We start from the raw sequence: 12,118 nt of genomic DNA, 5'->3' as shown, positions 1-12,118 counted from the left end.
AGATTACATACCGATCAGCTTTACAATTTGATTGGCAACGATTTTTGCGCTCTGGTCATCGGTGTGCACAACAAAGTCGGCAACCTCTTCATACAGGGCATTGCGCTCTTGTGCCAGACGTTCCAGCACTTCGCGTGCCGGTTCTTCGGTCTGTAGCAGAGGGCGGCGTTTGTCTCGCTGTGTGCGCGCCAGCTGCTTTTCGATAGTGGTTTCGAGGTAGACCACGATGCCGCGAGCAGACAACTTGTTGCGGGTTTCGCGACTCTTGATGGCACCGCCACCCGTCGCCAGCACGATACCCTGCTGCTCTGACAATTCGCCGATCACCTTCTCTTCGCGAATCCGGAAACCTTCTTCGCCTTCAACATCGAACACCCAGCCGATATCAGCACCACTGCGGCGCTCAATCTCATGATCTGAGTCGAAAAACTCCATATGCAGTTGTTCTGCCAGATGTCTACCTATGGTGCTCTTGCCCGCACCCATGGGACCTATCAGGAAAATATTGCGTTTCTCAGCCATGTCTTTTCGTTAGTAATTACAAACTGTACGACCCCGATGAATACTGGATCGGGGTACCTATGAACCTTATCTTGCGATGGATCAGGAGGGGGATTATCTCAATAGATATCGGGACTGGCAACCGCAGCCCTTACGCCCCAGCCTCATTGGGGCGTAAGGTTATATGTGTTTTACCCTCACATGTAAAGCATTCAGAAGGCGTCGGTGACTATCTTGGGCGTCACGAAAATCAGCAATTCCCGCTTTTTGTTCTCGCTGGTGGTCTTGCGGAACAAGGCCCCCAATCCGGGAATGTCACCCAGCAGCGGCACCTTGGTCACATCGCTCTTGATGGTCTGCTGATAGATGCCGCCCAGCACCAGCGTCTCGCCATTGTTCACCAGCACCTGAGTGGTGATGGACTGGGCGTTGATGGAAACAGCATCACCGGTACCGGTCGGTACCGTTTCACCCTTGGTATCCTGGGTCACGGTCAGGTCGAGAATCACCCGATTGTCAGGGGTGATCTGCGGGGTCACCTTCAGGCTCAATACCGCCTTCTTGAAGGTAACCGAGGTAGCTCCACTGGAAGAGGACTCCACATAGGGGATCTCGGTACCCTGCTCGATCAGCGCCGGTTTCTGGTTCGCAGTGGTCACCCGCGGACTGGCGATAATCTCGGCCTTGCTCTCTTTTTCCAACGCCGACAACTCGAGATCCAGCAAGGTGCCATCAGCCAAACGGGCAACCTGGAAGGCCAAAGTACCGGCCGCATTGGTCACCGGCAGGTTGACGTTCAACCGATCATCTGCTGTCGGTCTGGTAATTGTCGAGCCACCATTGTTGTTACCAGAGCCATCATTCCCCTCGATGGAGCCGGACGTACTGTTGCCATGACCATCGTTTTTGGTCACTCCCCACCGCACCCCGAGCGCTTCATCAAAGCCGTCATCAATGGTCACCATCCGCGCCTCGATAACCACCTGCTTGACCGGAATATCGAGAATATCGAGCATCCGTTTGATGCTGCTGATGACATCGGCGGTATCCTTGACCACCAGCACGTTGGTCCGTTCATCCACACTCACCGCACCACGGGGTGACAGCAACTTGGTACTTTCGGAAGAGAGCAGGGCAGCCACTTCCGAGGCCTTGGCATAGTTTATCTGCAGATATTCGGTATAGAGCTGCGCCAAATCAGCGACCTGATTGCGGCTCTCAAGTTGCTGCTTCTCGCGCGTTGCGATCTCTTCCGCCGGTGCCACCAGCAGAATGTTGTTGTCCAGTCGTTTATCCAGACCCCGCACCTTCAAAATAATGTCGAGCGCCTGCTCCCACGGCACCCCGTCCAGACGCAGGGTAATATTGCCTGCGACCGAATCTGTTGTTACCAGGTTGAGATTGTTGAAATCAGCGATCAGCTGCAATACGGTACGGACTGGAATATCCTGGAAGTTCAATGAAATAGGCTTGCCCTGATACTGCTTGGATGCCGTGGCCGTCGTCCGCTTTTTCACCTCGATAATGAAGAGCTTGTCTGCCTGATCGTAACGGTAATCAAACTGACCATTGATCGACAATTCAAACAGGGTATCACTGCCCTGCCGGGAGACTTCAACCTGAGAGACCGGCGTTGCAAAATCCTGCACGTTGATCAGATTAAGCAAGCCATCCGGTACCCGAGTGCCATGAAACTTGGCCAGTACGGTCTGGCCGCGGCTGCTCACATCAACGGCGGCGGAGCTGTTATCCAGCGTGACCAGAAACTCCCCCTGGCCATCTTTACCACGACGAAAATCCACATCGGTAACCGTGTTGAAATAGGCGCCGCCCCCACTGCTTTGATAGTTGTTGAGCACCGGCTTGCTGGCAGGCTGTGTGGCTATCGGCGTAGTCACGGGCGCAACAGGCATAGACCGGGCGACGACCTGAGGATTGAGCAGCGCCGAAGGAGAGGGTGTGGCCACCATCGCAGAGGGCGCTGGCACAGGAGTAGCCGAGGTTGCGGGTGCAATCAGGGCGCTCTCACCATTGATGAGCCCGGAAGAGGCCCCCTCGCCCAATGACACCAGCAATTTGTTCCCCTGTTGCTGCACCTGATAGGGGGCCAGCTGATCGAGTGCGATCTTGATATCCAGACCTGCGCCCTTACCCTCAACCTTGATATTATCTACCCCCAGGCGCTGGATCGGCAGCGGGTTCACTTTCAGCGCCCCTACCGCACCGGGAACATGCAATAACAACTGATTGGGCTGGTAAGAGAGACGATCGGTAAAGCCCGTGACCGGCTCACTGAAACTGAGCTCCACCAGCAATTGATCGGCAAGCAGCGGATTGACCTTGATCTCCTGCAGGGTTGCCACTGCCCACGCCTGACTGAGGGCGCTGGCGCAAAACAGCAAAGCCACTTTGGATACACTCTCTATTGTTGTTCTCATTGCTGTTCGTCCCTGATTATTGTTTTTCTTGCACATTGGCCATCGCCAACTGGGTTTCTCTTGTTACCCAGCACCCCTTCCCGTCCGGAATGGTTTCCAGCAAATCCACGGCAGTGTCAGTGATCTTGATGACCCGGCCCTGATCAAGCCCCATATACTGGTTGAGTCCGACGCGCATCGATTTGCCATCCGGGGTGCTGATCAAGGCCCACAACTGGCCTGCCTTACCCAAAGAACCATGCATCGACAGACTGGCCAGCGAATAATTTTCCAGCACCTCTTTCTCACGATCCATCAGGGTCTGAGCACAATCCGGCTGGGCCTTGGCAGTGCTTGTACTTCCGACCGTCGCCTCAGGCTGGGGAACCATGAAGGGGCTGCGCAACTCGCGTTGCTGGTAGTGCATAGGGGCAAAAGGCTTCAGCTCGGGCAAGGGCTCGATAGGTATGGGTGGCCTTGCTTTGGTCTGGGCGACATAGCTATCCATGTCCTCCTGACCACCACAGGCCGCCAGTAAGAGGGCAGGTAACAACCAGCAGATGCGTCTCATTGTTTCGGCTCCACTGTTTTACCGTTGTACTTGTAGGTCTTGGCCAACATCGACATCGAAATCAGCTCCCCTTCATCCTTGCTCTGACCCAGAGTGAAGGAGTCAAGGATGACGATACGGGGCAAGGCGGCCATGTCAGCGGTGAACTTGCCAATTTCATGGTAAGTGCCCACTACCTCGATACGCATTGGTAGCTCGGTTGAAAACTCGTGCTTTACCTCTGGCTCCCAGTTGATCCGGTTCAATTTCAAGCCGTTGTCGGTAGCAATAAAGCTGATATCGTCCAGCAGACCGGCGACCTCATGGGTATTGGGCAACTGCTTGAGCTGGGTATCGACCAGTTGCTCAAGCTGAACCATTTGTGCCTTGTATGCCCCCAGGTTGGCAGCCAGCATCGCCTTGCTTTCAAACTGGGCTTTCAGTTCGGTCTCTTTCCCCGCTTCCTGAGTCAAACTGGTCAGTGAGTTGGCAATCACGTAGTAGTAGATGGCGCCGCCGGTCAACACGCAGCAGAAAAAGATGAAGACCCCTTTTGCCCATTTTGGCCAGCTTGCTATGTCATTGATATCCAACTCGTTGAGTTGCTGAAGGTTCATTGTTGCTCCTTGGCCACATTCCCTGCAGCCGCAGCATTGTTGGCGATCAGGAACATCATGGAAAACTGGCTCAATGACACTGGCGCAACATCAGCCGCAAAAATAGTGCTTATCTTTGCCTGACCCAGCCAGCCGGAACCATCAATCCGCCGCATCATGCTGGCCACCCGACCATAGGCTTCGGTCTTGCCATTTACATCAATAATATTGTTCTGCATCGAGAGGGTGTTGAGGTAAACCCCGTTGGGCACCAATGAAGGCAGCTGATTGAAGAGGCGGACGGGCACATTGCGGCGCATCTGCAACTGCTCGATGAGCTGCATCCGATCGATCAGTTCCTTGCGACGCTCTTTGAGCAGACGGATCTCCCCCAGCTGGGCATCCAGAATAGTCATCTCCTGAACCAGCCTCTGGTTGCGCTGCTGCTGGGCGACGATCTGGCGATCAACCAGCCAGTTGGCAAAAAATCCCAACGCGACCGTGGCCAGCACAAAAATCCCCAGCAAGGCCCCGAACTGTTTCTTTTGGCGCTGGGCCCGGGCTTCACGCCAGGGTAGAAGGTTTATATTTGACATGGTGTGAAACTCCTCAGAGCCAACCCGAATGCCGTCATATATTTAGCACCATGTACCAGCTCGGCCTCCCCTTTCGGTTTGCCAAACAGGGCGAACAGATCCGGGTGCAACACCTCGCAATTGACCTCTTCTTTTACCTGTACCAACAAACCGGGTAGCAGACTGCCTCCCCCCGTCAGCACCAGTTTTGCGATGTCGCGATAACCGGATGAACTGCAAAAGAGCTGGATATTGCGCCGCACTTGCTGCAGCAACGAGTTGATGTGGGGCATCAGCACATCCAGCTCATGGTCAACAGGCAAGGTTCCTTTGGTTTTAGCCTGCTCAGCCTCATCCAGCGTCATGCCATAAAAGGAGGAGAGCGCCTGGCTGTACTGATCGCCGCCGAAGTTTTGCAAGCGGGAGTAGATCACCTCTCCCTTGACCAGCGCCGCAAAGGTCATGGCACTGGCACCGATGTCTATCACCCCGATCGGCCGTTCACTCTCCTGCAATTCGGGCAGACAGGCCACCACAGCACGGCCCAGCGCATGGGCACCCACATCCACCACCTTGACGGCAATACCGGCTTCAGCAAGGGCGCTGACCCGGCCGTTGACACTCTCGGTGCGGGCTGCGCTCAGCAGCACATCCTGACGATCTTCACTGTTGTTGGTGCTCAGCACCTCAAAATCAAGACTCACTTCATCGAGGGGGAAGGGAATGATCTGCTCGGCCTCCAACTGCACCTGACTCTCCAGCTCCTTGTCGCTGAGGCGGGCATCAATCTGGATCACCTTGGTTATCACGTTGGAGCCGGTCACCGCAGTGGCGGCATAGTCGCTGTGAGTTGGAATAAGACGCTTGAGGGTCTTGAGAGATTGGCTGACACGCTCGATATCCTGCAATTGATAGTCAACCAGCGTCCCTTTCGGGGTGGCAATATCGGCGACCGACTCGAGATGAAGCTTGCCAGGTCGGCCACTGAGGGTAACGGCCTTGATGGTCTGGCTGCCAAAATCAATGCCCACCAGAGGGAGGAGGGATCCCTTGTTAAAAAGCCCAAACATATACACATCCATGCGTTATTTGGTTTTATTCCTGAACAGAGTGTAGGACACCCGATCAGAGGAGTGCTTCACTCATCCTAAATGCTCTAACTATCAATGTCATAAAGTTTATGCCGAAAAGTGACCCATCTCGCTTTCTTCATGGCAAGTGGCCCTCCTTGGTTATTGCTCCCTGTAGTGCTAACCTCTCGCATCCTTTTGAGGTGGGTGGCTCGCCACAGGAAAACCTCGAATTCCCGATGGCAAAAGGGCTATACTCTGCGCCCGTTGGCTAATTTTAAGACGATTGGTAGTTCTTCCATGCTGAAATGGCTCGTTCGCCTGTTTATTGTCATGATGCTGGGTGCTGTGCTGGGTGTTGCCAGCCTCATCGGTATCTACTTCTATATCAAACCCCAACTGCCCGATGTCACCGCACTGCGTGACGTCAAGCTGGCAACCCCGATGCGGGTTTACAGCCGGGATGGGGAGTTGATCGCCCAATATGGCGAAATTCGTCGCATTCCGCTGCGTCTGGACGAAATTCCGCAACCCATGATCGATGCCGTACTGGCGACCGAAGATGCACGTTTCTATGAGCACCCGGGTATTGACCCGATTGGTATCATTCGAGCTGCATCCGTCTGGGCTGTTTCCGGCCATGCCCGTCAGGGTGCCAGTACCATCACCCAGCAGGTTGCCCGTAACTTCTTCCTGAGCAATGAGAAGACCATCATCCGCAAGATCAAGGAGGTCTTCCTGGCCTGGCGGATCGAGCAGAATCTCTCAAAAGACGAGATCCTCGAACTCTACCTCAACAAGATCCCCCTCGGTTATCGCTCCTTCGGGATCGGTGCTGCGGCACAGGTTTACTTTGGTAAAGAGGTCAAGGATCTGGGACTGGACGAGATCGCCATCATTGCAGGTCTGCCGAAAGCCCCGTCCATGCTCAACCCCATCCGCTCCCCCGAGCGCGCCTTTGCTCGCCGCAACGTGGTGCTGGGCCGGATGCTGGAAACTGGCAAGATAACCCAGGCCCAGTTTGACGAAGCGTCCAAGATGCCGATCAAGGCCCGTTTTCACGGCGCCGAAGTGACCCTGCACGCCCCCTATCTCGGTGAAATGGTGCGCCAGAAGATGGTCGAGCAGTTCGGTGAAGATGCCTACACCATGGGCCTGCACGTCTACACGACCGTCTCTGCCGAACGTCAGCGGGCGGCAAGACAGGCACTGCTGGATGGCGTTTTTGCCTATGACATGCGCCACGGCTATCGCGGCCCGACGGCTCAGCTGTGGAAGGCTGGCGAGACAGCCTGGGATTACGAGCAGATCGTCGCTCACCTTGGCAAACAACCCACTTACGATCCGCTGATGGCGGCGGTCGTGACCAAGCTCGGTGATCGCAGCGCCACGCTGGTACTGAAGAATGGCAAGGAAGCAGAGCTCGGCTGGAACGGTATTAAATGGGCCCGCTCCTTTATTACCGACGACCGCCAGAGCTATGCCCCGAAATCGGCGCGCGATGTGCTGAAAGTCGGCGCCCAGATCTGGGTGCGGGAAGAGGGCGAAGAGTTGCTGCTGGCCCAAATCCCGGACGTCAACGCCGCGCTGGTTGCCATGAACCCGAAAAATGGGGCGCTGGAAGCACTGGTCGGTGGTTTCAGCTTCGAACTCTCCAAATTCAACCGGGTCGATCAGGCGCGTCGCCAGATCGGTTCCAATATCAAGCCTTTCCTCTATGCGACCGCGCTGGAGCATGGCTATACCCTGGCATCGCTCATCAACGATGCGCCGATCAACCAGTGGGATCCGTCAAAAGGGCCCATGTGGCAGCCCAAGAACTCCCCGGCCGTTTATGATGGCCCCACCCCGCTGCGTCTGGGACTGGCCAAATCCAAGAACGTGATGTCGGTTCGACTGATGCGCGCCATCGGTCTGGATACCTATATCGACGGTCTGACCCGCTTTGGTTTCCCTCGCGACTTCATTTCTCCCCATGAGTCGCTGGCACTGGGAGCTGCTGAATTCACCCCCCTCGAGGTAGTGCGTGGTTACTCGGTTCTGGCCAACGGTGGCTTCCTGGTGACCCCATACTTCATCGACAAAGTGACCGACAGTCTGGAGAACACCCTCTATCAGGCCAATCCTGCTATTGCTTGCACCACCTGCGAACAGCAGGCCGCGCCCGAGCAGAGCACACTGCCAGAGCCAACTGTTGATGGTGCCGCACAAGATGGTACGCAGACCCCTCTCGCGCCAACCATCGCCCCGCATACCATCAGTGCCCAGAGCGCATTCCTGATCACCGACACTCTGAGTACAGCCATCTGGGGTGGCAACGGCTGGCGTGGTACCGGCTGGCGTGCAGCCCGCGACCTGAAACGTCACGACATCTCCGGTAAAACCGGTACCACCAACGAATCGCGGGATGCCTGGTTCTCCGGCTACACCCCGGACATCGTTGCTACCTCCTGGATCGGTTTTGACAACCACCAGCGTGGTCTTGGCCGTGCCGAGTTTGGTGGTGGCGCCGCGCAGCCTATCTGGATCGACTTCATGAAAGTCGCCCTCAAAAAGCTGCCTGAGCACAAGATGCCGGTTCCCGAGGGGATCATGACGGTGAAGATTGATAGCGAAACCGGCCTGCTGGCAACCAGTGGCGGCACCGACGAATACTTCAAGGAAGGTACCGAGCCGACCCGCTACGCAGCACCGAGCTCGGATGGCAATCAGGTCTACGGCGGTGACAACCCCGATGTAGAAGGGCCTGTATCTACCGACGATATCTTCTAAGTCGTTATCGCGGCAGAAGCAAAATCGGCAGCCTTGGCTGCCGGTTTTTTTATTGGGCCAACTGCTTGCTCATCAGCGTGGCGATCGAGGCGGCCAACTCATTGAAGCAGGGGCGACGCACCGAGTAGTGGCGATAGAGCAGCGAGATGGTACGCCCCGGCACAGGGTCAACCACTGGTCGATAGCTCACCCCTCCCTCATCATGATCGGCAGGTACGGCCAACTTTGGCACCAGAGTCATACCACTACCGGCGGCCACCATGTTGCGCAGCGTCTCGAGACTGGTCCCCTTGAAGCGTTGATCCTCACCTATCCCGCCAGCGAAACAGAATCCCATCGCCTGATCCCGCAAACAGTGGCCATCAGCCAGCATCAGCAATTTCTTGCCCTTGAGATTGCCAAGCGGTACCTGCCTGGCCTGTGCTTCGGGGTGATGGCAAGGCACCGCCAACCACATCGGCTCATGATAGAGCTGGATTGAACCAAACCCTTCCATCCCAGGCATCTCGGCCAGAATGACGCAATCCAGCTCCCCCTCTTCCAACCGCTTGAGCAAGGTTTGAGTCTGCTCCTCATAGAGGTAAAACTCCAGCTGGGGAAAACGCTCACGCAGGGTCTGGATAATGCGAGGCAACAGGTAGGGGCCCACGGTCGGAATAAAACCGATATGGATCTCCCCGGACATCGGTTCGGAGAAGTGCTGGCCGATGCTCTTGAGCTCGCGCACCTCCTTGAGCACCCGACGCGCCTGATGGGCCATGGCATCGCCAGCCGGAGTAAACAGCACCTTGCGCGAGGTACGTTCGATCAGAATGACCCCGAGTTCATCCTCCAGCTTGCGCAGCTGGCCGCTCAGGGTGGGTTGACTGACAAAGCAGCGTTCAGCGGCTTTGCGAAAATGTTTTTCCTCATCCAGCGCCACCAGATATTCGAGATCGCGAAGATTCATACAGCAAGAGTCCTGCCTGGAAAATGGGCCATCAGCATGCACAATATCGTCCGGCGGGACAAGTCATCCACTTGCAGTGAGCCTCTCTGGCTACCCCTCCAAAACAGAAAAGCCCGATCACCTTGCGGTAATCGGGCTGTTTGGCTCGCCGAGGGATTACACCCTGAAACGGCGCACCATATCCTGCAACTGGGTAGCCAAATGGTTCAGCTCGTTGCACGCCTGAGCCATCTGGGTGGCACCAGCGGCCACCTCTTCGGAAGCATGGCTGATATTGACCACGTTACGGTTGAGCTCCTCGCTCACCGCGCCCTGCTCTTCGGTGGCTGTCGCAATCTGGATGTTCATGTGGGAGATGCTGCTGACCGAGCCACTGATCTGGGAGATGGACTCGCCCGCTTCCCGCGCGGTAGCAACCGTGGTGTTCATCAGCTCCTGACTCTGTTGCATGGTACTGCCCGCCTGTTCGGCACGCTGCTGCAACTCGGCAATGATGGTGTTGATCTGGGAGGTGGAGTCCTGAGTGCGCTTGGCCAGAGTACGCACCTCATCGGCCACCACCGCAAACCCCCGTCCCTGCTCACCGGCACGGGCCGCTTCAATGGCGGCGTTCAATGCCAGCAGGTTGGTCTGTTCGGCAATGCCGCGGATCACCTCCAGCACCATGCCGATATTGCGGCTGTCATCGCCCAGTTGGCGGATCACTACCGCAGTGCTCTCGATAGCACCGGCGACCCGTTCGATGCGCAGAATGGAGTCATTCACCGTTTGCGCACCAAGTTCGGCCGTCTCACTGGCCGAGGTGGCAGCACTGGCCGCATCGCTGGTGTTGCGCGATACCTCCTGCACCGTAGCCTGCATCTCGTTCATCGCCGTTGCCAGCTGATTCAACTCATGTTGCTGAGCATTCATGTTGTTGGCTGACTGCCTTGCTACGGCACTGATCTCTTCTACCGCAGAGCTCATCTGTACAACAGAACCGGATACCTCCCCAACCAGTTTGCGCAAGTTTTCTTGCATCTGCGCAAAGCCTTTCGCCAGTTGTCCTAATTCATCCTGATTAAACGCATTCAACTCCACACGATGAGTCAAATCACCAGCCGCGACGCTACCAACAAGTTCCAGCAAGCGATTAACGGGTCGTTTGATTTGCTGACTCAAATACCATGCAATCAACACCACGAAAATGAGAGTCGCTGCGCCAGTCAAGATACTGAGGAATTTGGAGCTGGTGTATGCCTCTTCACCTTGGGCATCCATCTCCTTGCCAATACGCTCATTTATCTCACGCAAATCCATCGTTAATTTTGTTGCCTGCTCCAGCGTGGTTCTGAGATTCCCTTGCAAAATATCTCTTGTCTTGTCACTACTCTGTTTCACCGCCTGATATAGCGGGTCATGCGCTGTAAAAAAGGCATTTCCGGCAGTCTTCAACGCGTTAAAGGTTTGCTCTTCATCCGCAGCATTAAAAGCCAATCCGCCGTAATTAGCCGCAGCCTGCTCAAAACGTGCCTTTGAATCCATCACACCTTGTTGAGTTCGTTCAATATCCGCACTGTCGTTGTAGCCCATCGCGATCACCATAGATAATTGGAAACGCCGAGCATCAAGCAGTGCAATATGCATCTGACTTGCATAGCGAACAGAAGGGATAAGGTTCTCTGCCAATACAGTGTTTTGTTGATTGAGATACGACAGTCGTGAGACGCCATACCCGGCAAGCAGGCATACGCAAAGTGCCAGCACCGCAAAGCCAGTACTCAACTTCTGGCCTATGGACATATTCTGGAGCATAGATTCATCCTTAACTGCGTGTCATCGTTTAATGTCGGTTTTGATAGGAGCTATGTGTTCATGTTTTTGTAATTGAGCATAGCCGTAGAGCTGTGCTTTTGTAGTTTGCATAAGCACCATATATCGCTATCGACACGCAGAGAGGGCCACTTTAACTACCGCAGACTATTAACGGTTTACTCTATTGCACGCAACAGTCGTGGGATCAGCAACTCCGGCTCCCCCAGATACTGGTTGACCTCTATCCTTTCGAGTTTTCCCCCCCGCTCTATACCCAAAGTAGGATAACCCTGACCGCCCAGCCGTTTCATCCAGCCCTGGCTATCTGCCAGATGTTGCAGCAAGGGGGCCTGCAGATAAGCTTGCTGGAATGCCTCGGCTGAAATCCCCTGCTCTGCCGCCAGCGTGGCGAGAAATGCCGGCTCACCAATCCAGATCCCGTCCCGATAGTGGGATTGCTGGATCCGGTGCAACATGACCAGCCCATCGCCCCCCAACGCCGTGACGGCCAAAACCGCACGGATCGGCGGCTCGGAGTCCAGCAGACAGCCTTCCCGCAGCAGCAGTTCGTTAAAGTAGCGCTCGCCAAAATGCTGGCCGGTCAGCGCTTCGATCCGCTGATCATGGGGGCGCACATAATCACGCAATGCCTCGCCCATCGGCTGACGGCGACTACCCAGCCAGAGACCGCCCGCATGCAGCTCGATCTTGAGTCCGGCCATGGTGGCTGCCGCCTGCAACAGGGGGGCGGCACCGTAGCACCAGCCACAGAGCGGGTCATAGACATAATGGAGGGTGGTTTGTTGTTCGCTCATCTTCATTCTCACTTCAATCTCGGATAAAAAACCGGGCCCTTAGGCCCGGTAAAAAAACACAGGGAAAGCAGGCTCAGTG

The 12,118-nt window shown here is 55.7% G+C and carries 10 protein-coding genes; 1 reads left to right on the top strand and 9 read right to left on the bottom strand.

From position 1 onward, the window contains the following. Window positions 1–3: 3 nt before the first annotated feature. The 6 genes from aroK to tapM form a co-directional block, all read right to left on the bottom strand. Complete coding sequence (gene aroK / locus AB5Z02_RS00945) at window positions 4–522, bottom strand: shikimate kinase AroK (RefSeq protein ID WP_005335014.1); 519 nt, start codon at window positions 520–522, stop codon at window positions 4–6. Between the two features lie 191 nt (window positions 523–713). Continuing rightward, the gene (locus tag AB5Z02_RS00940; protein ID WP_368214993.1) at window positions 714–2,939 is read right to left on the bottom strand and encodes a type IV pilus secretin PilQ; all 2,226 of its coding nucleotides are present in this window, start codon (window positions 2,937–2,939) and stop codon (window positions 714–716) included. Between the two features lie 16 nt (window positions 2,940–2,955). Further along, window positions 2,956–3,489 (bottom strand): pilus assembly protein PilP, encoded by a 534-nt coding sequence (locus AB5Z02_RS00935; RefSeq protein ID WP_005335020.1) that lies wholly within the window; start codon window positions 3,487–3,489, stop codon window positions 2,956–2,958. After that, a complete protein-coding gene (gene tapO, locus AB5Z02_RS00930) occupies window positions 3,486–4,085 on the bottom strand; it encodes a PilO family type IV pilus biogenesis protein TapO (RefSeq protein ID WP_019446350.1) in 600 nt (199 codons plus the stop codon). Before tapO ends, AB5Z02_RS00935 begins: the two co-directional genes overlap by 4 nt. Next, window positions 4,082–4,660 carry a PilN family type IV pilus biogenesis protein TapN gene (gene tapN, locus AB5Z02_RS00925; RefSeq protein ID WP_005353997.1) on the bottom strand — a complete coding sequence of 193 codons (579 nt, stop codon included), beginning with the start codon at window positions 4,658–4,660 and terminating at the stop codon, window positions 4,082–4,084. The genes tapO and tapN overlap by 4 nt, the downstream gene beginning before the upstream one ends. Next, a complete protein-coding gene (tapM, locus tag AB5Z02_RS00920) occupies window positions 4,648–5,709 on the bottom strand; it encodes a PilM family type IVa pilus assembly protein TapM (RefSeq protein ID WP_040066887.1) in 1,062 nt (353 codons plus the stop codon). Before tapM ends, tapN begins: the two co-directional genes overlap by 13 nt. A 300-nt stretch (window positions 5,710–6,009) precedes the next feature. Between tapM and AB5Z02_RS00915 the strand changes: the two genes are divergently transcribed. Beyond that, the gene (locus tag AB5Z02_RS00915; RefSeq protein ID WP_042054572.1) at window positions 6,010–8,481 is read left to right on the top strand and encodes a penicillin-binding protein 1A; all 2,472 of its coding nucleotides are present in this window, start codon (window positions 6,010–6,012) and stop codon (window positions 8,479–8,481) included. 49 nt (window positions 8,482–8,530) lie between these two features. Here AB5Z02_RS00915 and oxyR read toward each other — a convergent pair whose 3' ends face one another. From oxyR to AB5Z02_RS00900, 3 genes are all read right to left on the bottom strand, one after another. Then, window positions 8,531–9,430 carry a DNA-binding transcriptional regulator OxyR gene (gene oxyR, locus AB5Z02_RS00910; RefSeq protein WP_005354003.1) on the bottom strand — a complete coding sequence of 300 codons (900 nt, stop codon included), beginning with the start codon at window positions 9,428–9,430 and terminating at the stop codon, window positions 8,531–8,533. Window positions 9,431–9,586: 156 nt separating this feature from the next. Further along, on the bottom strand, window positions 9,587–11,224 hold the full coding sequence (locus AB5Z02_RS00905; protein WP_167565062.1) for a methyl-accepting chemotaxis protein: 1,638 nt from the start codon (window positions 11,222–11,224) through the stop codon (window positions 9,587–9,589). A gap of 176 nt (window positions 11,225–11,400) precedes the next feature. Continuing rightward, window positions 11,401–12,045 carry a DsbA family protein gene (locus AB5Z02_RS00900; RefSeq protein WP_167565061.1) on the bottom strand — a complete coding sequence of 215 codons (645 nt, stop codon included), beginning with the start codon at window positions 12,043–12,045 and terminating at the stop codon, window positions 11,401–11,403. Between the last annotated feature and the right edge of the window lie 73 nt (window positions 12,046–12,118).

The organism is Aeromonas sp. R2-3 (genome assembly GCF_040908375.1).
Lineage (GTDB): Bacteria > Pseudomonadota > Gammaproteobacteria > Enterobacterales > Aeromonadaceae > Aeromonas > Aeromonas veronii.
The sequence above is the reverse complement of the archived record's forward strand: the minus strand, read 5'-3'. Positions and strand labels throughout refer to the sequence as shown.

Coding starts and splice junctions, on each gene's coding strand:
- tapO (WP_019446350.1), bottom strand. CDS start 4,085: ATGAACCTTCAGCAACTCAACGAGTTGGATATCAATGACATAGCAAGC.
- AB5Z02_RS00935 (WP_005335020.1), bottom strand. CDS start 3,489: ATGAGACGCATCTGCTGGTTGTTACCTGCCCTCTTACTGGCGGCCTGT.
- AB5Z02_RS00915 (WP_042054572.1), top strand. CDS start 6,010: ATGCTGAAATGGCTCGTTCGCCTGTTTATTGTCATGATGCTGGGTGCT.
- aroK (WP_005335014.1), bottom strand. CDS start 522: ATGGCTGAGAAACGCAATATTTTCCTGATAGGTCCCATGGGTGCGGGC.
- AB5Z02_RS00900 (WP_167565061.1), bottom strand. CDS start 12,045: ATGAAGATGAGCGAACAACAAACCACCCTCCATTATGTCTATGACCCG.
- AB5Z02_RS00940 (WP_368214993.1), bottom strand. CDS start 2,939: ATGAGAACAACAATAGAGAGTGTATCCAAAGTGGCTTTGCTGTTTTGC.
- tapM (WP_040066887.1), bottom strand. CDS start 5,709: ATGTTTGGGCTTTTTAACAAGGGATCCCTCCTCCCTCTGGTGGGCATT.
- AB5Z02_RS00905 (WP_167565062.1), bottom strand. CDS start 11,224: ATGCTCCAGAATATGTCCATAGGCCAGAAGTTGAGTACTGGCTTTGCG.
- tapN (WP_005353997.1), bottom strand. CDS start 4,660: ATGTCAAATATAAACCTTCTACCCTGGCGTGAAGCCCGGGCCCAGCGC.
- oxyR (WP_005354003.1), bottom strand. CDS start 9,430: ATGAATCTTCGCGATCTCGAATATCTGGTGGCGCTGGATGAGGAAAAA.